Annotated in this window: 18 protein-coding genes; 3 read left to right on the top strand and 15 right to left on the bottom strand. The window is 68.0% G+C overall.

Annotated elements, in window-relative coordinates; translation table 11 throughout:
• The first annotated feature begins 47 nt into the window (after positions 1-47).
• Positions 48-476, top strand: a complete 429-nt coding sequence (locus ACYVGS_RS02240; RefSeq protein ID WP_460587002.1) for a group II truncated hemoglobin — start codon at positions 48-50, stop codon at positions 474-476.
• A 5-nt stretch (positions 477-481) separates the two neighbouring features.
• Positions 482-2,539: a TonB-dependent receptor gene (locus tag ACYVGS_RS02245; RefSeq protein WP_460587003.1), complete on the top strand. Its 2,058-nt coding sequence runs from the start codon at positions 482-484 to the stop codon at positions 2,537-2,539.
• 66 nt (positions 2,540-2,605) lie between these two features.
• Here ACYVGS_RS02245 and ACYVGS_RS02250 read toward each other — a convergent pair whose 3' ends face one another.
• The 5 genes from ACYVGS_RS02250 to tsaB all read right to left on the bottom strand — a co-directional run bounded on the left by ACYVGS_RS02250 (position 2,606) and on the right by tsaB (position 7,713).
• Positions 2,606-3,613 carry a tryptophan--tRNA ligase gene (locus ACYVGS_RS02250; protein ID WP_460587004.1) on the bottom strand — a complete coding sequence of 336 codons (1,008 nt, stop codon included), beginning with the start codon at positions 3,611-3,613 and terminating at the stop codon, positions 2,606-2,608.
• A gap of 105 nt (positions 3,614-3,718) precedes the next feature.
• On the bottom strand, positions 3,719-4,846 hold the full coding sequence (locus tag ACYVGS_RS02255; RefSeq protein WP_460587005.1) for a tRNA-queuosine alpha-mannosyltransferase domain-containing protein: 1,128 nt from the start codon (positions 4,844-4,846) through the stop codon (positions 3,719-3,721).
• Positions 4,843-6,150, bottom strand: a complete 1,308-nt coding sequence (locus tag ACYVGS_RS02260; RefSeq protein WP_460587006.1) for a M18 family aminopeptidase — start codon at positions 6,148-6,150, stop codon at positions 4,843-4,845. The genes ACYVGS_RS02255 and ACYVGS_RS02260 overlap by 4 nt, the downstream gene beginning before the upstream one ends.
• 19 nt (positions 6,151-6,169) lie before the next feature.
• Positions 6,170-7,015 carry an undecaprenyl-diphosphate phosphatase gene (locus ACYVGS_RS02265; protein ID WP_460587581.1) on the bottom strand — a complete coding sequence of 282 codons (846 nt, stop codon included), beginning with the start codon at positions 7,013-7,015 and terminating at the stop codon, positions 6,170-6,172.
• Positions 7,015-7,713, bottom strand: coding sequence for a tRNA threonylcarbamoyladenosine biosynthesis protein TsaB (gene tsaB, locus ACYVGS_RS02270; protein WP_460587007.1), 699 nt, complete (start codon positions 7,711-7,713; stop codon positions 7,015-7,017). The genes ACYVGS_RS02265 and tsaB overlap by 1 nt, the downstream gene beginning before the upstream one ends.
• Positions 7,714-7,804: 91 nt before the next feature.
• Here tsaB and mobA point away from each other — a divergent pair, with 91 nt between their 5' ends.
• Positions 7,805-8,398 carry a glycosyltransferase family protein gene (gene mobA, locus ACYVGS_RS02275; protein WP_460587008.1) on the top strand — a complete coding sequence of 198 codons (594 nt, stop codon included), beginning with the start codon at positions 7,805-7,807 and terminating at the stop codon, positions 8,396-8,398.
• A gap of 67 nt (positions 8,399-8,465) precedes the next feature.
• On the opposite strand, the gene adk is transcribed toward mobA, so the two are convergent.
• The 10 genes from adk to lepB all read right to left on the bottom strand — a co-directional run bounded on the left by adk (position 8,466) and on the right by lepB (position 17,239).
• Positions 8,466-9,113: a nucleoside monophosphate kinase gene (adk, locus tag ACYVGS_RS02280; protein WP_460587009.1), complete on the bottom strand. Its 648-nt coding sequence runs from the start codon at positions 9,111-9,113 to the stop codon at positions 8,466-8,468.
• A 102-nt stretch (positions 9,114-9,215) separates the two neighbouring features.
• A complete protein-coding gene (mazG, locus tag ACYVGS_RS02285; RefSeq protein ID WP_460587010.1) occupies positions 9,216-10,034 on the bottom strand; it encodes a nucleoside triphosphate pyrophosphohydrolase in 819 nt (272 codons plus the stop codon).
• 9 nt (positions 10,035-10,043) lie between these two features.
• The gene (gene relA / locus ACYVGS_RS02290) at positions 10,044-12,275 is read right to left on the bottom strand and encodes a RelA/SpoT family protein (protein ID WP_460587011.1); all 2,232 of its coding nucleotides are present in this window, start codon (positions 12,273-12,275) and stop codon (positions 10,044-10,046) included.
• A 10-nt stretch (positions 12,276-12,285) separates the two neighbouring features.
• Positions 12,286-13,182, bottom strand: a complete 897-nt coding sequence (cysM, locus tag ACYVGS_RS02295) for a cysteine synthase CysM (protein WP_460587012.1) — start codon at positions 13,180-13,182, stop codon at positions 12,286-12,288.
• 109 nt (positions 13,183-13,291) lie between these two features.
• Positions 13,292-13,663: a holo-ACP synthase gene (gene acpS, locus ACYVGS_RS02300; protein ID WP_460587013.1), complete on the bottom strand. Its 372-nt coding sequence runs from the start codon at positions 13,661-13,663 to the stop codon at positions 13,292-13,294.
• Positions 13,660-14,388 (bottom strand): DNA repair protein RecO, encoded by a 729-nt coding sequence (gene recO, locus ACYVGS_RS02305; RefSeq protein WP_460587014.1) that lies wholly within the window; start codon positions 14,386-14,388, stop codon positions 13,660-13,662. Before recO ends, acpS begins: the two co-directional genes overlap by 4 nt.
• 13 nt (positions 14,389-14,401) lie before the next feature.
• The gene (gene era, locus ACYVGS_RS02310; protein ID WP_460587582.1) at positions 14,402-15,316 is read right to left on the bottom strand and encodes a GTPase Era; all 915 of its coding nucleotides are present in this window, start codon (positions 15,314-15,316) and stop codon (positions 14,402-14,404) included.
• A gap of 1 nt (position 15,317) precedes the next feature.
• Entirely contained in the window at positions 15,318-15,989 is a 672-nt protein-coding gene (gene rnc / locus ACYVGS_RS02315; protein WP_460587015.1) for a ribonuclease III family protein, read from the bottom strand.
• A gap of 3 nt (positions 15,990-15,992) precedes the next feature.
• A complete protein-coding gene (locus ACYVGS_RS02320; RefSeq protein WP_460587016.1) occupies positions 15,993-16,379 on the bottom strand; it encodes a DUF4845 domain-containing protein in 387 nt (128 codons plus the stop codon).
• Between the two features lie 20 nt (positions 16,380-16,399).
• Complete coding sequence (gene lepB / locus ACYVGS_RS02325) at positions 16,400-17,239, bottom strand: S26 family signal peptidase (protein ID WP_460587017.1); 840 nt, start codon at positions 17,237-17,239, stop codon at positions 16,400-16,402.
• Positions 17,240-17,242 lie beyond the last annotated feature (3 nt).

Raw genomic sequence — 17,242 nt, forward strand, 5'->3', positions numbered from 1 at the left:
CCGGACAGGTACACTATGCGCCCCTGCAACAACCCGGAGCGACAGTCATGTCCCGCCCGCAAACTCCCTACGAGATCCTCGGCGAAGACGGTATTCGCCGGCTCTGCGAGACCTTCTACGGCATCATGGACCGGGCCCCGGAAGCGCGCGAGCTGCGCGCCATGCACGGCCGCGACCTGAGCGACATTACCGACCGGCTTACCGACTACCTGGTGGGCTGGATGGGCGGTCCGCCCCGCTATGCGGAGAAGCACGGCGGGGTCTGCCTGACCGAACCCCACGCCCCCTACCACATCGGCCCCAAGGTGACCGCCCAGTGGCTGTGGTGCATGGAGCGCGCCCTGGAGGAAATCGACGCCAGCGAAGACGTCAGGGAAATGCTGCGCGTCCCCTTCCAGCGCATCGCACAGGCGGTGCAGAACCGCGACACCGACGACTCCCCCCGCGACAATCCGAATATCATCGCCGCAGGATAATGACCATGTTCAGCAAGAAAATTCTGGCCGGCAGCCTGCTGCTGGCCGCTGCCCCACTCACCCTGGCTGAGGTCGAACTCGAACAGGTTCTGGTCAGCGCCAAGCGCATCAGCGAGGACGCCACGCGGCTGCCGCTGTCCTTCTCCGCCGTGGATGAAAGCGCCATCGACCTGATCGGGCACACCCACGTCAACGAGATCATGCAACAGGTACCCGGCGCCTGGATCAGCCGCGGCAACGGCCAGGAAAGCCTGATTGCCCTGCGCTCCCCGGTGCTGACCGGCGCCGGCGGCTGCGGCTCCTTTTTCACCGCCTGGGACGGCATCAGCCTGCGCGCCCCGGGCTTTTGCAACGTCAACCAGCTGTTCGACGCCAACATCGAGCAGGCCGGGCGCATCGAAGTCATCAAGGGGCCAGCCAGCGCCGCCTGGGGCTCGAGCGCCATGCACGGCGTCATCAACGTGCTCACCGCTGCGCCCAGCGCCGGTGCCGGCCAGCAGCTGGCACTGGAAGCCGGCCCCTGGGACTACTACCGCGGCCGCTACCAGTACAGCGACGTGCACGGGGACCACGGCATCAGTCTGCGCCTCAACGCCACCACAGACGGCGGCTACCAGGATGCGGCGGGCTACGATCAGCAAAAACTGACCCTGCGCCACGACTACAGCGGTGCCCTCTGGTCCTTCACCAACGCCCTGGAACTCACCCAGCTGCAACAGGAGACCGGCGGCTATGTACAGGGCTTCGAGGTCTACAAGGACAGTCGCGCCCGGCGCAAGAATCCCAACCCCGAGGCCTACCGGGACACCTGGTCCCTGCGCGCCTACAGCGAAGCCAGCCGCGAGCTGGACCAGGGCCGGCGCCTGACGGTCACCCCCTATGTGCGCCGCAACCAGATGGAGTTCCTGCAGCACTTCCTGCCCTGGAAATCCACCGAGCGCAACGGCCACGACTCCCTCGGCCTGCGCCTGGCCCTGCACCAGGACGAGGGCCAGGTGACCTGGTCCGGCGGACTGGATTTCGACTACACCGACGGCTGGCTCACCGAGGTACAGGACCAACCCTTCAGCGCCAACCAGCCCCAGGGCGTGCACTACGACTACCAGATCGACGCCCTGCAGAGCGCCGCCTGGGGCCAGTTGCGCTACGCCATCGACGAGCGCTGGACCCTCGACAGCGGCCTGCGCCTGGAGCACACCCGCTACGACTACGACAACCGCGGCGAAGCCGGCGCCGTGTGTGGCCCCGAGGCCACCGCCTGCCGCTTCTTCCGGGTCGCCGACCGCGACGACACCTTCACCGACTGGTCGGTCAACGTCGGCATCAGCCGTCTGCTGGGTGAGGACCACACCGCCTTCGCCCGGGCCGCCCGCGGCTTCCGCGCCCCGGACACCAGCGAGCTCTACCGCCTGCAGCAGGGGCAGTCAGTGGCCGACCTCGACTCCGAAGTCATCGACAACCTGGAGCTGGGCCTGCGCGGCAGCCTCGAGGGCGTCCTGCGCTACAGCGCCTCCGTGTATTACATGGAAAAGGACGACGTGATCTTCCAGGACACCGAGCGCCGCAACGTCTCCGGCGCCAGCACCGACCACCTGGGTCTGGAGCTGAGCCTCGACTACCGCGGCGACGGACCCTGGTACGCCGGTATTGACCTCACCAGCGCCCGCCACCGCTACGCCAACAACGCCCGGCCTCTGGGAGTCGGCGGCAACATCGACGGCAACGACATCGATACTGCCCCGCGCCTCTACGGCAGCGCCCGCCTCGGTCGCGACCTGCGCCCCTTCTACGGCCGCCCGGGTGTGGTGGAGCTGGAGTGGGTCTACATGGACGAGTACTACCTGGACCCGGAAAACCAGTTCGAGTACGAGGGCCACAGCCTGCTCAACCTGCGGGTACAGACCGCCCTGGCCCCCGACCTGGACGCCACGCTGCGCCTGACCAACCTGCTGGATGAGGATTACGCCGAGCGCGCCGACGTGGGCTTTGGCCAGTACCGCTACTTCGTCGGTCATCCGCGCAGTCTGTTTGTCGAACTGCGCTATCGGTGGGGACAAGACTGAGTTATCGCACTCTGGCCAAGGAGGGGCTATAACGGCCCCGACGGTCCGAAGCACCGGACCCAGTCGTCAACCCATGCGTGAGATGCCCACGGCCTCGCGCACCTGCGCCAGTAGCGGCATGCTGGTTTCCCGGGCGCGCGCGGCGCCGGCCTTGAGCACCTGCTCGATGTAGCCGGGGTCGGCCAGCAAGCGTTCGTACTCCTCGCGGGCGGGCGCCAGCTGGGCATTGATCAATTCGAACAGCTGTTTCTTGGCCTCGCCCCAGGCGATGCCCGCCTCGAACTCCCGGCGCATGCGCGCGGTTTCCGCGGCGTCGGCGAAGGCGGCCCAGATCTGAAACACGGTGGAGTCCTCCGGGTCCTTGGGCTCCCCCGGCTCCAGCAGGTTGGTCTTGATCTTGTTGATCGCCTTGCGCAGCTGCTTTTCCGGCAGGAACAGCGGGATGGTGTTGCCGTAGCTCTTGCTCATCTTGCGGCCGTCGAGGCCCTGCAATACCGCCACGTTGTCGTCGACCACGGCCTCCGGCAGGGTAAACAGCGGCGCGAAGTGGTGGTTGACGCGCTGGGCAATGTCCCGGGCCATTTCCACGTGCTGTATCTGGTCGCGGCCGACCGGCACGCTGTCGGCCCGAAACATGAGGATGTCCGCCGCCATCAGCACCGGGTAGCTGAACAGGCCCATGGTGACACCGTAGTCGGGGTCTTCCCCCGCCTCCTCGTTGGCCTGCACCGCGGCCTTGTAGGCATGGGCGCGGTTCATCAGGCCCTTGGCGGCGTTGCAGGTGAGAATCCAGGTCAGCTCGGTGATCTCGGGGATATCCGACTGGCGATAGAACACCGCGCGGCTGGTGTCCAGGCCCAGGGCCAGCCAGGTGGCGGCGATTTCCTTGCTCGACTGACGCACCTGCGCCGGGTCGTGGCACTTGATCAGGGCGTGGTAGTCGGCGAGGAAGAAGAAGGACTCCACGCTGTCGTCCCGGGAGGCGGCGATGGCCGGACGGATGGCACCGACAAAGTTGCCGAGGTGCGGGGTTCCCGTGGTGGTGATACCCGTGAGGATGCGTTGCTTGCTCATGCGGCCCTGGACTCCAAAACGACAAAGCCGGAGATTCTAGCGGCTATCACCGCCAGTGGCTATGTGCGGGCACCGCGAGTGACTATCTGCGGGCACCGCCCGTGTCTACGCCCGGGCGACCAAGGTGCAGTCGCGGATCGCCTCACGGTAGCGCGGCGCCAGGGCGCCGGGGAAGACACCGGACATGTCCAGGGCGGCGACCGGCAGCTGCCCGGCAAGTTGGCGAATCCGCGCCGCGGCGGCTTCGGCCTCGCGACGGGGGTCGTCCGGGTAGACCGGATAACAGCAGTCCTTGGGGTAGAGCTGGGGATAGACCAGGCGCACCGGCACCACCGGCTGGCAGCCCCTCGCCACCGCCTCCTGCAGGGCCAGGCCCTGGAACTCGTGCAGGGCGGTGGAGAGCACCACGTCGGCCCCGCGCAGCAGGCCCAGGTAATCCTCCCGACGGGGCAGGTTGCCGCAGTGGACCAGCACCTGGCTATGGCGTGCCTTCAGGGCATCCAGTGCCGCGGGCACTTCGCGGAACTCCTGCCCCACCACCGCCAGCTCCAGCGCCGGTCCGTCCGCGGCCAGGGCGTCCATCACCGCCAGCAGTCCCTCGAGCCCCTTGTCGTATTCCAGCCGCCCCAGCCAGAGCAGGCGCAGGGGGCTCTCGCCGGAACGCCTTCGCCGGACGCCGGGCCACCAGGACCGCTCGCCCTCCACAGGCGCCGCGATCGGCACCGGCAGCACCCGGCTGCGGCGGGCCAGTCTGTCCACCACACCATCCGGCACGAAGTCGGGCAGCTTGCGCAGCAGGGCAGCACAGCCCTGCAGGAAGGAGTCCCGGTTCCAGGCGCTGTTGAAGGCCAGCTGGTCGGCCGCCAGGGCACTGTAGAGACTGACCACCTGCGCTTCCAGCAGACTGTGCTGGCGCGGGCTGGCCGGGTAGGCAAACTGGTTCTCGTGGAAATACAGGAGGGTCGGCAGTGCCGCGAGTCCGGGCACCAGCCCGCGCAGGGTGGCCAGGTCCACCATGGAGGTGGCCACCAGCAGGTCGTGGCCGGCGACGAGCTGCTCGCGCTGCTCAAGGGCCCAATAGAGCGGATTGCCGCGCACCCGCCAGCTGAAGTGCCGGGGCGGCAGTTCCAGCACGCGCCACTGCCACTCCGGCAGCATCTGCTGCAGCGAACGGGCCCAGTAGTGGTGGCTGCGGGCCGCGTAGGCGGAGAGCAGCAGTGCGCGACCGCTCACGCCGAGAACAGCGCGCCCGGGTGGTTGAAGAAACGCGCCAGCACCCGGCTCAGGTCGTGGGCGTCGCGCCGCCCCGCCAGCTCGCGGATGGAGTGCATGGCGAAGGTCGGGACGCCGATATCCAGGGTGCGCACACCGGTCCCCCCGGCGGTAATCGGGCCGATGGTGCTGCCGCAACCCAGGTCGGTGCGGACCACGAAGCTCTGTACCGGCACCGATTCCTGCTCCGCCAGCAGGCGGTACAGCCCGGCTGTTTCGGCATTGGTGGCATAGCGCTGGTTGGCATTGATCTTGATCACCGGCCCCGCGTTCAGGCGCGGGCCGTGGTTGTCGTCGTGGCGGTCAGCGTAGTTCGGGTGGATGCCGTGGGCATTGTCGGCGGAAATCATCATCGATCCTTCCACCAGGGCAGCAAGCGCCGTGTCATCCCCCGCCAGGCGACGCAGGGTGGCACTCAGGAAAGGCCCCTGGGCACCCGAGGTGGACAGGCTGCCCACCTCTTCGTGATCGTTGCAGACCAGCAGGCAGCTCTCCTCGCCACCGGCCTGCAGCAGGGCCTGGAGACCGGTGTAGCAACTCAGCAGGTTGTCCAGGCGCGCCGAGGCAATAAAGTCCTCCTGCAGGCCCACCAGCGCCGGTGGCTGGGTATCGTAGAAGCCCAGCTCGTAGTCCAGCACCGCGTTCACGTCACAGCCGGGCTGCTCCCGCAACAGCTGCTCCCGCAGCAGGGCGCGGAAGTCCGGCGGATCGCTGGCGTCGTGCAGCGCCAGTACCGGCGGAATGTCGGTCTGCGGGTTGACGCTGCGGGACTGGTTGGCCTCGCGGTCGAGGTGGATGGCCAGGCTGGGAATCACCGCCAGGGGACGCCGAAAATCCACCAGTGCCGTGCGCAAGCGCCCCGCGCTGTCGGCGTAACTGATCCGCCCCGCCAGGGACAGGTCGCGGTCGAACCAGGGGTTGAGTAGCGCCCCGCCGTAAACCTCCACACCCAACTGGTAATAGCCCTGGCGCAGCTTGACCGGGTTGGGCTTGACCATCAGACAGGGGCTGTCGGTATGGGCGCCGACCATGCGCAGCCCCGCCGCCGGCGACGCGCCGCGGCCGTGGACGAAGGCGATTACGGAGCTGTCATTGCGGGTCAGGTAGTAGCGGCCCCCGGACGCCAGGTCCCAGGGGGCATTCTCCTGCAGGCGTTCAAAGCCCGCCTGCTCCAGCCGGCGACACATCGCCGCCACCGCGTGGAAAGGCGTCGTCGCCTCGGCCAGGAAGGCCAGCAGGCCCCGGTTGAATTCGGATTCGCTCATGTGCGCAGACTCCTCCGGCTCACAGGCTGAGCCAAACACCATACAACAGCGCGGCCAGGACCACGCGATACCAGACGAAGGGCATCAGGCCAACGCGATCCAGCAGGCGCAGGAACGCGGCAATACAGGCATAGGCCACCAGGCCCGCAGTGAGGCTGGCCAGGGCCAGCTGTGCCCAGTTCACTGCGTCGCCCGCCTCGATCAGGTCGAGGACCTTGAGCAGACCGGCACCGGCAATCACCGGAATCGACAGCAGGAAGCTGAGCCGCGCCGCGGCCTGGCGGGACAGCCCCAGCAACAGCCCCGCGGTCAGGGTCACACCGGACCGGGATACCCCCGGCACCGGCGCCAGCGCCTGGGCCAGGCCCACCAGCAGCGCCACACCGAGACTGAGCGGGCGCCAGCGGCTCGCGCCGCCGCCACCGGCCCCGGGAGAGTCCGCTGCGGCAGAGGCGCGCCGGGCACGCCATTCCGCCAGCCCCAGCAAGAGACCGAAAACCAGGGTGGTAGTCGCAATCACCGGCAGGCTGCGCAGGTGGTTCTCGATAAGATCCTTGCCCAGGAAGCCCACCACCACCGCAGGCAGTGTCGCAAGCGCCAGCCAGAGGACCAGGCGCGCGTCGTCGTTGGCCTGTCGCTGGGCCGCGGCGCGCAGGCAGCCGCCAGCCATCGCCAGCAGGTCGCGGCGGTAATAGAGCACGACCGCCAGCAGGGTACCCACGTGCACGGCGACGTCGAAGGCCAGCCCCTGGTCGGGCCAGCCCAGCAGCAGGGAGGGAAACACCAGGTGCGCCGAGCTGGAAATGGGCAGGAACTCGGTGAGCCCCTGCAGTAGTGCGAGACACAGTGCCTGCCAGGTCTCGATCACGCCGCGGGCCCCTGCTCGGAAAGCTTCTTCCAGCTGATCTCGTCGCGCACATAGACCGGGCAGACCGCCTCTGCCGCCTGCAGGCGGCCGGCCTCCCAGTCGGCCAGGGCCAGAGGCAACAGATCGCGGGCATCCGGCAGCAACTCGGCATGCCGGGAGGCAAAACCCGCCTGCACTGGCGCGGGCAGGCGCTCCAGGTAAACCAGACCGCTGCCGATGGCCACCGGCGGCACGTCACCCGGCACCTGCAGTGCCTCTGGCCGGCATACCGCGGCCTCGGTCAGGGGGACCGCCATGCCCTCCTGGACACGGTAGCTGGCCCAGTACAGCTCATTGATCTGCGCATCCAGGCAACTGAATACCGATTCCCCCTCGGCCAGCAGGCCCTGGCGCAGGGCGGTCTGCACCTGCCCGGCCAGCGTCGACACCGGCAGCGCCGGACAGTCGAGTGCGAAACAGATACCCTGCACCGCACTGGCGGCAATGCGCAAGCCGGTAAAAGACCCCGGACCACAGGCCCAGGCAACCGCGTCCACGCCCCGCGGGCCCTCGGGGAGCAGATCCGCGAGCATCGCCAGCAGCCGCTGATTGTGTCGACGCGGCGCGTGCTCCCAGCGAGCCTCGATCTCGCCGTCGCGGTACAGCGCGGCCGAGCAGGCCTCGGTGGATGCATCAATGGCCAACAGGGTGGGCATGGCAGAAACTCGGTGACTGGACAGAAAGGGGCCGTCGGTGGACGGCCCCGCAAGACTCGCGCATTATCCCACAAGCACTGGAGAGACTGAAATGCGCGAGGCGGGCATCGACTGGGGACTGATACTGGCAGGGGGCGCCGGGCGCCGGGTGGGCGGCGCCGACAAGGGCCTGCTGCCCGGCCCCGACGGCGCGCCCCTGGTGGCAAGCGTTGCGCGCCGTCTGCGGCCCCAGGTGGGGCAGCTGTTCATCAGCTGCAACCGCAACCCGGCGCGCTATGCCGCCCATGCCGATGCCCTGCTGCAGGATAGCCGGCCGGACTTCGCCGGCCCCCTCGCCGGGCTGGCCAGCTTTCCCTGGCAGACCCATCCGGGGCTGTTGCTGCTAAGCCCCTGCGATACGCCCCACCTGCCCGCCGATCTCGGGCAGGCTCTGGCCCGCCCGCTGCAACGCGACCCGGACCTGCAGGTCAGCTACGCCGTGGTCGGGCCACAGCCGCATTATCTGCACGCGCTGCTGCGCACGCAGGCACTGGCCACGCTGGCGGACTTTCTGGCGGAGGGGGGACGCGCGGTGCGCCACTGGTACGCCACCCTGGCCTGTGCGCCGGTGGCCTTTGCGGGCACGGAAGACACCTTCGCGAACTGGAACACGCTGTCGGCCCGATCATCCCGGGCCCGAGGCTGACCCGCCCGGTCATCCGGGCCGGGCAGAAGGCGCGGCAACCCCGGCGCGATGACCGGGGCACCGTGGATCAGGGACGCAGAGCCGCCATCACCCGCTGGCGGATGTCGTCGACGCTGCCGACACCGGCGACGCGGTGGTAGGTCGGGGCATTGTCGCCCTGCATGTTGCGGTAGAAATCCACCAGGGGACGGGTCTGTGACTGGTAGATTTCCAGGCGCTTGCGCACGGTTTCCTCGCGATCGTCGTCGCGCTGCACCAGGGGCTCACCGGTGACGTCGTCCTGGCCCGGAGTCTTCGGCGGATTGTGCTCGACGTGGTAGACACGGCCGGAGTCCGGATGCACACGGCGACCGCTCATGCGCTTGACGATTTCCTCGTCGTCGACGTCAATTTCCACCACGTGATCGATGTTCACACCGGCGTCGACCATGGCCTGGGCCTGGGGAATGGTGCGCGGGAAGCCGTCGAAGAGAAAGCCGTCCTGGCAGTCCGGCTGGGCAATGCGTTCCTTGACCAGGCCGATGATAATCTCGTCGGAAACCAGGCCACCGGCGTCCATCACTTCCTTGGCCTGCTTGCCCAGCTCGGTCTGCGCCTTGACGGCGGCCCGGAGCATGTCCCCGGTGGAGATTTGCGGGATGCCGAAGGCTTCGGTAATGAACTGGGCCTGGGTGCCCTTGCCGGCGCCGGGAGCGCCCAAGAGTATCAATCGCATGCAGGTTTATCCTCGAATCTGGGCCGCGCCCGGCACCGCGAAAACGGCACAACGCCCCCAGGATTGCCAAAAAAGGGCGCTAACCTTACACAGGCAGCCCGCTCAGCGCAACTCGCCGCGCTTGGCCGCCTGCCAGAGCGCCTCCAGCTCCCCGGCGGTCAGTGCCGCCAGGTCGCCCTGCCCCGCGGCGTCGGCCGCGTGCTCCATGGCGCGGAAGCGGCGCTCGAACTTCTGTGATGCGTGGCGGAGGCTGGTCTCGGCGTCCTGGCCCAGGTGACGAGCCAGGTTGACACAGGTGAACAGGACGTCGCCCATCTCCTCCGCCACGGCCTCCCGGGAGTCCGTCGCCAGTGCGGCGCGCAGCTCGTCCAGCTCCTCCTGCAGCTTGTCCAGCACCGCCGCGGGCTGCGGCCAGTCAAAGCCCACCTGGGCGGCGCGCTTCTGCAGTTTCTGCGCTCGCGGCAGCGCCGGCAGTGCCACCGGCACATCATCCAGCACGCCATGATGGGCGCGGGCCGCGCGCTCCTCGCGCTTGATCGCCTCCCAGCTGGCCTTGACCGCCGCCTCGTCGGTGCTCGCGTCGACGATGCCCTCGATCTCGCCAGCGGCGAAAACGTGGGGATGGCGGCGCAGCAGCTTTTCCACCAGGGTCTGCACCACGGTGTCGAAGGAAAACAGCCCCTGCTCTTCCCCCAGCCGCGCGTAGAAGACCACCTGGAACAGCACATCCCCCAGCTCCTCGGCGACATGCGGGAAGTCCCCCTGCTCGATCGCCTCGGCCAGTTCGTAGCACTCCTCCAGGGTGGAGGGCACGATGGAACGGAAATCCTGGCGCAGGTCCCAGGGGCAGCCGCTGTCGGGGTCGCGCAGGCGCTGCATCACGCGCAGCAGATCGCCGACGTCGTAGCGGGGTGCGGTCATTGCGGGCTCCTATTTCGAGACACGGGCCACGGAAATCACGTTGCTCAGGCGGTCGATACGCTCCAGCAGCCGCGACAGGGCACCCAGGTCGGGCACTTCCACGGTCAGGCGCATGGTGGCCGTGTGCTGTTTCTTGTTGGTGGCGGTATTGATCGACAGCACGTTGAGGCGGGCATTGGCGAACAGCGCGGTGATGTCGCGCAGCAGGCCCTGGCGATCGTAGGCCTCGATGGCCACATCCACCTCGTAGTTGTCCCGGGGGGATTCGCCCCAGTCCACCGCGATAATGCGCTCGCGGGCCTTTTCCTGCAGCTGGATCAGGCGCGCGCAGTCGCTGCGGTGAATGCTGACGCCGCGGCCCTGGGTAATGAAGCCGGTAATTGCGTCCCCGGGCACCGGCTTGCAGCAGCCGGCCATGTGAGTCAGCAGATTGCCGACCCCCTGCACCCGGATCTGCCCGGGGGATTTCTGCGCCGAGGAGGGGCGCGCCACCTGCAGCGGGCGCTCGGTGCGTTTCTCCACCAGGGACTGCGCCGCGGTCATCACCGAAGCCGAGGAGAGATCCCCGGCCCCCACCGCCGCGTACATGTCGTCGACGCTGGGCATGTGCACTTTCTCGGCCACCCGGCGGTAATCGACACTGGTCAGGGCCAGGCGGCGGAACTCGCGCTCCAGCAGGTGGCGCCCGGCATCGACGTTGTCCTCCCGCGCCTGGGCGCGGAACCAGTGCTGCACCTTGGCCCGGGCCCGGGAGGTCTTCAGATAACCGAGGCTGGCCTGCAGCCAGTCCCTGCGCGGTGCGGCCTGCTTGCTGGTGAGAATCTCCACCCGCTCGCCGGTCTTCAGGGTGTAGGTCAGGGGCACAATCACGCCGTTGACCTTGGCGCCGCGGCAGCGGTGGCCGACCTCGGTGTGCACGTGATAGGCGAAATCCAGGGGCGTCGCACCCTGGGCCAGGTTGACCACATCCCCCTGGGGCGTGAACACGTAGACCCGGTCCTGGGCCTGGTCGGCGCTGAACTGCTCGGCCACATCGCCGGCGTCGCCGGTCTCCTCGTGCCAGTCCAGCACCTGGCGCAGCCAGGCGATCTTTTCCTCGTAGCTGCTGGCGGAGCGCCCCTCGGCGTCGGAGCCCTTGTAGCGCCAGTGGGCACAGACCCCGAGCTCGGCCTCCTCGTGCATGGCCATGGTGCGGATCTGCACTTCCAGGATCTTGCCCTCGGGCCCGATGACCGCGGTGTGCAGGGAGCGGTAGCCGTTGTCCTTGGGGTTGGCGATGTAGTCGTCGAACTCGTTGGGAATGTTGCGCCACAGGCCGTGCACCAGGCCCAGGGTGGCGTAGCAGTCCTTCACTTCCGGCACCAGGATGCGCACGGCGCGAATGTCGTAGACCTGGGAAAAGCCGATACCCTTGCGCTGCATCTTCCGCCAGATGCTGTAGATGTGCTTAGCGCGGCCGTTGATCTGGAAACTGAGGCCGGCGTCGGTGAGCACCCGGGTCAACTCACCGGTCACCCGGGCGATGAAGCGGTCGCGCTCCAGACGCTTGCCGTCGAGCAGGCGGGCGATGCGCTTGTAGGCATCGGGATAGATATAGCGGAAGGACAGGTCCTCCAGCTCCCATTTCAGGTGGCCGATGCCCAGACGGTGGGCCAGGGGGGCATAGACATCGAAGACCTCCCGCGCCACCGGCCAGCGGCGCTCGTCGTCATGCTTGACCGCGCGGATGGCGCAGGTGCGCTCCGCCAGCTTGATCAGGGCCACGCGGACATCGTCCACCAGGGCCACCAGCATCTTGCGGATATTGTCCTTCTGGCCGTGCGCCTGGCCCAGCACCGCGGCGTCGGTCTGGGTGCGCAGGTCACTGATGGCCGCCATGCGCAGCACGCCCTTGAGCAGACGCCGCACCTCGAGGCCAAAACCCGCCTCGATCTCGTCCAGGCTCAGGCGCCCCTCGCGCACCGTGCGATAGAGCAGGCCGGCGATCAGGCAGTCGACACCCACATGCAGCTCGGCCAGGATCTGGGCGATGTCCAGGCCCGACAGGTAGCAGTTGGATTCCCGCGCCCAGTCCGGCTGGTCCTGCCCCGGGCGGGCGCAGGCGGCGCGGGCCTCGGTACAGGCCTGCATCAGGCGCTGCCGGTCAGCCTCGTCCAGGACCAGCGGCAGCTGCCCCAGCCAGCGCTGCAGGTCGATTTCCCCGCTGGCGGACAGATGTGCCTGGTCGCGTACTCGTACCAAAACCCAAACCTCAGGAGCCGGCGAACACGCCCGTGGACAGATAGCGATCGCCGCGGTCACAGACAATCGCCACGATGACCGCGTCACTGACTTCGGCGGACAGACGCAGGGCCGCGGCGATCGCGCCCCCGGAAGACACCCCGCAGAAGATCCCCTCCTCCCGCGCCAGCCGGCGCATGGTCTGCTCCGACTCCGCCTGGGAAATGTCCATCACACGGTCCACCCGGGCAGCGTCAAAAATCTTCGGCAGGTAGGCCTCCGGCCAGCGGCGAATCCCGGGAATGGAGGAGCCCTCCAGTGGTTGCAGGCCAATGATCTGGATATCGGGGTTCTGCTCCTTGAGATAGGCGGAGACGCCCATGATGGTGCCGGTGGTGCCCATGGAACTGATGAAGTGAGTCACGCTGCCGGCGGTCTGCCGCCAGATTTCCGGCCCGGTGCCGCGGTAGTGGGCCAGGGGATTGTCCGGGTTACCGAACTGGTCGAGCACGCGGCCGACACCGTCGGCCTGCATCTGCAGGGCCAGGTCCCGGGCGCCCTCCATGCCGGCGTCCTGACTGACCTCGATCAGCTCGGCGCCGTAGGCCGACATAGCCTGTTTGCGCTCCTCGCTCATGTGCGAGGGCATGATCAGCTTGAGGTGGTAGCCGCGAATGGCCGCCGCCATGGCCAGGGCAATGCCGGTGTTGCCGCTGGTGGCTTCGATCAGGGTATCCCCGGGGCGGATATCGCCGCGGGCCTCGGCCTCGCTGATCATGCTCAGGGCCGGCCGGTCCTTGACCGAACCGGCGGGATTGTTGCCCTCGAGCTTGGCCAGCAGGGTGTTGCTGGTCTCGCCGGGCATGCGCTGCAGACGCACCAGCGGGGTGTTGCCGATGCAGGCTTCTATCGTGGGATACTCGGGCATGATAAATCACCGCTGAAAACCCGCGCAGTATATCGACTTTCCCGCCCCGGGGCATGCCCCCGCTGCGGCGGCCACACAGCGCGCGCCCCGCAGCCAGCCGGGTGACGCGCTAGACCAGAGCCGCGAACGCCACGCTGTAGCGCCGCTCGTCGGAGATGCTGATCAGCACCGCCTGCCCACCCCGCGCCTGCAGCACCGCTCGCGCACCGCCATTGAGCTCTACCCGGGGGGCTCCCGCGGCGTCGTGGGCGATGTGGATATCCTGCCAGCTGACCCCGCGGCCGATACCGGTCCCCAGGGCCTTGGCCACCGCCTCCTTGGCGGCGAAGCGCCGCGCCAGCAGACGCGCCGGCTGGCCACTGGCCAGGTAGTCGGCAAACTCGCCCTCGGTGAGAATGCGGCGGGCGAAGCGCTCCCCCTGGCGGTCAAGCACCGCCTCGATCCGCGCCAGCTCGAGAATATCCGTGCCCACGGCAATCATCCCCGCCCCTCCCCGGTCAATCGCGCGCGAAACAGCTCGCGGCTGCGCAGGGGGCGATCCCCCAGGTGCACCGCGAGGGCCTGGCGCAGCAGGCCCTTGGCGCTGCGGGCCACCTCCCCGCGGTAATCCCCGCGGGCCATCGCCAGCAGGTGATGCCCCGGGTAGACCGGCGCGCCCCCCGGTTGCGCCACACCCGCGGGCCACAGGCCGCTCTCGGGGTCGAAGTGGTAGCAGCGATCCGCCTGCACCGTCTCACCGCTGCTGGCATCGATATCCGGCTGCAGGTGATAGCCCAGGGTATCCAGCAGCTGGCTCTCGAAGGCGCGCAGGTGAGGAGCGACCTCGCCCTCCTCCGCCAGCGCCTCCAGGGTCAGCCCGTAGCCGGCGAACAGCTCCGGGTGGGGATCCTGGCGCTGCAGCAGGCGCACCAGCAATTCGTTGAGGTAGAGGCCGCTGAACAGACGCTCGCCGGCCAGGCCGAGGGCGGCCCCCGGCGCTTCCACGGCGGTGAGCTGCTGCAGTTCACCGCGGCCGCTGAAGCTGAGCAGGAGGGGGCGGAAGGGCTGCAGATGGGCGCCCAGGCTGCCGCCGCGGCTGCGCCGGTGCACCCCGCGGGCGACCAGGCCCAGGCGGCCGCAGTCGGCGGTGAAAACATCCAGCAGCAGACTGCTGTCGCGGTAGGGGCGGCTGTGCAGTAGCCAGGACGGTTGCAGCTGGACGCGCACCCCGCAGGCCCGTTCAGCGGTCGTCGTAGCCGAGGCTGCGCAGGGCGCGGTCATCATCCGACCAGCCGCTTTTGACCTTCACCCAGAGGTTGAGCATGACACGGCTGTCGAACAGGCGCTCCATGTCGCGGCGAGCCTCGCTGCCAATCGCCTTCAGGCGGCTGCCCTTGTCGCCGATAATGATACGCTTCTGCCCGCTGCGCTCGACCAGGATCAGGGCGTGAATATGCAGCATGCCCCCGTCCACGGCGAAGTCCTCGATCTCGACGGTGGTCGCGTAGGGCAGCTCGTCGCCGAGCTGACGCATGATCTTTTCGCGCACGATTTCCGCCGCCAGGAAGCGCTGGCTGCGATCGGTAATCTGCTCCTCAGGGAAGAAGAACGGCGCCTCGGGCAAGCGCCCGGCGATCTCATCCTCCAGCGCCTGCAGGTTCTGCCCGCGCAGGGCGGACAGGGGAATGATGGCCTGGAAGTCGCCCTTCTCCTGCAGGGCCTGCAGGTGCGGCAGCAGTTGCCCCTTCTCGGCCAGCAGGTCGACCTTGTTCAGCACCAGGATCGCCGGCAACTCGCTGCGCTGCACCTGCTGCAGCACCCACTCGTCTTCCTCGGTCCAGGCGGTGCGGTCGGCCACCATGACCACCAGGTCGACATCGCGGATGGCGCTGGCGGCGGCGCGGTTCATGTAGCGGTTGATGGCCCGGGGCTCGTCCCGGTGCAGGCCGGGGGTATCCACGAAGACCACCTGGCAGTCGCCCTCGGACTTGATGCCCAGGACCTGGTGACGGGTGGTCTGCGGCTTGCGCGAGGTAATGCTGATCTTCTGCCCCAACAGGTGGTTGAGCAGGGTCGACTTGCCCACATTGGGGCGCCCCACCAGCGCCACATAGCCGCAGCGCGTGGTGTGTTCCATCTCAGCCATCTCAGCCATCTCAGCCATCCAGTGCCTCCAGTGCCGCCGCCGCCGCGCGTTGCTCCGCCCGTCGCCGACTGCTGTCCTGCCCCTCGAAAGTCATGTCCAGGTCCGCGAGGCGGCAGACGACCCGGAACTGCTGGCGGTGATCCGCCCCCTGCACGCCCAGCAGGGTATAGTCGGGCAGGCCCTTGCCCCGCCCCTGCAGCCATTCCTGCAGGCGCGTCTTGGCATCCTTCTCCGCCGCCTCCGGGGGCAGGTTCTCGAGGCGATCGCCAAACCAGCGCAACAGGCACTCGCGGCAGCGTTCAATGTCGCTGTCGAGCAGGATCGCGCCGGCAATGGCCTCCACCGCGTCCGCGAGAATGGAACCGCGGCGATGCCCCCCGCTCTTGCGCTCGCCGGGCCCGAGCACCATGTACTCCCCCAGCCCCAGCTCGCGACCCAGCTCGGCCAGGGTTTCGCCCTTCACCAGGCTGGCGCGCAGCCGGCTGAGCTGGCCCTCCCGGGCGCGGGGAAAGCGCTGGTACAGGAACTCGGCAATCACGTGGTTGAGCACGGAGTCACCGAGGAATTCCAGGCGCTCGTTGTTGCCCCCCGCCACACTGCGGTGGCGCAGGGCCAGGGACAGCAGTTCCCGGTCCCGGAACGGGTAGCCCAGGCGGCGCTCAAGTGCTTGCAGGTCGTTCATTGGCTAGCGGGCCCGCCGCTCCCCCGCCTCCACCAGCAGGTCATCAAAACTGATCACCGCATCGATATTGGCCACCAGGGGGATGCGCGCCTCGTAGCGGGCGTCGATCCAGGTCTGCCCGTCTTCGCGGTAGATCTCGATATCCCCCGGCTTGAGGCCGTAGATCTGGTTGGTGTTGAAGAGATTGGATATCCGGCGACGGATATCGGCAATGGTTTCAGTGGCGGGATCGTGTTCCTGGGCCACGCGCTCGACCACATCGCGCACCGCCATGTATTCAAAGTAACTCGGCGCCATGCGAATACCGGCCATGACGAAAAAACCGACCATCACCGCGATGGTCAGCATACCGGGGAGGGACATGCCCCCCTGACGCTGTCGCATTTGCATTGGCAGGGCTCTCCGCTGGGTTATTTAATCAGGCCCACGCGGCTGAAACTGGGCAGGCTGAGCAGGGACTCCCAGTGCATCCAGATGGCGAAGGCCTTGCCTACTATATCCTTTTCCGGCACCAGTCCCCAGACCCGGCTGTCACTGCTGTTGTCGCGGTTGTCGCCCATCATGAAGTAGTGGCCCGGCTCCACCACCACGGTGAAGTCGCGCCCGGAGCGGCTCAGGTCGACCTGGGCCAGGTGCGGCTCGTCGCCCAGGGTCTCCAGGGCCACCTGGTAGCGCGAGCGGCCCTCGGGCACCACGGCCAGGGGCTCGATCGGCAGGGCCTCGCCGTTGACGAAGAGCCGCTTGTTGCGATAGCTGACGGTGTCCCCGGGAATGCCGATGACCCGCTTGATGTAGTAGGTGTCGTTCATGTGCGGCGGGAAAAACACCATCACGTCGCCCCGCTCCGGTTCGCCGAGGTCCAGTACCTTGGTGCGCACCACCGGCAGGCGGATACCGTAGGTGAACTTGTTGACCAGGATGTAGTCGCCCACCTCCAGGGTCGGCACCATGGACGAGGACGGGATCTGAAAGGGCTCCACCAGGAAGGAACGGAGCACGAAGACCACAAACAGCACCGGGAAGAAAGACCGCGAATACTCCACCAGCGTGGGCTCGGCCGCGCGGCTCTCGACAGCCTCGCGGTAGCGCTGCTGGTCGACGCTCCCCTCACGTTCCCAGGCGGGCCACTGGGCCTGCAGGTCCCGCTCTACCAGCCGGCGCTTGGGCGCCAGGACCAGCGCGTCAAACAGCCAGATCAGGCCACTGCCGAATACCAGGATGACCAGAACCAGGGGAAAGTCGATTGCCATGGG

This window comes from Haliea atlantica, from assembly GCF_054779855.1.

Bases quoted from the DNA above. Each gene is read 5' to 3' on its own strand.
- ACYVGS_RS02320 (WP_460587016.1), bottom strand. From the start codon at position 16,379: ATGCAAATGCGACAGCGTCAGGGGGGCATGTCCCTCCCCGGTATGCTG.
- acpS (WP_460587013.1), bottom strand. From the start codon at position 13,663: ATGATTGCCGTGGGCACGGATATTCTCGAGCTGGCGCGGATCGAGGCG.
- ACYVGS_RS02245 (WP_460587003.1), top strand. From the start codon at position 482: ATGTTCAGCAAGAAAATTCTGGCCGGCAGCCTGCTGCTGGCCGCTGCC.
- rnc (WP_460587015.1), bottom strand. From the start codon at position 15,989: ATGAACGACCTGCAAGCACTTGAGCGCCGCCTGGGCTACCCGTTCCGG.
- mazG (WP_460587010.1), bottom strand. From the start codon at position 10,034: ATGACCGCACCCCGCTACGACGTCGGCGATCTGCTGCGCGTGATGCAG.
- ACYVGS_RS02260 (WP_460587006.1), bottom strand. From the start codon at position 6,150: ATGAGCGAATCCGAATTCAACCGGGGCCTGCTGGCCTTCCTGGCCGAG.
- cysM (WP_460587012.1), bottom strand. From the start codon at position 13,182: ATGCCCGAGTATCCCACGATAGAAGCCTGCATCGGCAACACCCCGCTG.
- era (WP_460587582.1), bottom strand. From the start codon at position 15,316: ATGGCTGAGATGGCTGAGATGGAACACACCACGCGCTGCGGCTATGTG.
- ACYVGS_RS02240 (WP_460587002.1), top strand. From the start codon at position 48: ATGTCCCGCCCGCAAACTCCCTACGAGATCCTCGGCGAAGACGGTATT.
- mobA (WP_460587008.1), top strand. From the start codon at position 7,805: ATGCGCGAGGCGGGCATCGACTGGGGACTGATACTGGCAGGGGGCGCC.
- tsaB (WP_460587007.1), bottom strand. From the start codon at position 7,713: ATGCCCACCCTGTTGGCCATTGATGCATCCACCGAGGCCTGCTCGGCC.
- ACYVGS_RS02250 (WP_460587004.1), bottom strand. From the start codon at position 3,613: ATGAGCAAGCAACGCATCCTCACGGGTATCACCACCACGGGAACCCCG.
- lepB (WP_460587017.1), bottom strand. From the start codon at position 17,239: ATGGCAATCGACTTTCCCCTGGTTCTGGTCATCCTGGTATTCGGCAGT.
- adk (WP_460587009.1), bottom strand. From the start codon at position 9,113: ATGCGATTGATACTCTTGGGCGCTCCCGGCGCCGGCAAGGGCACCCAG.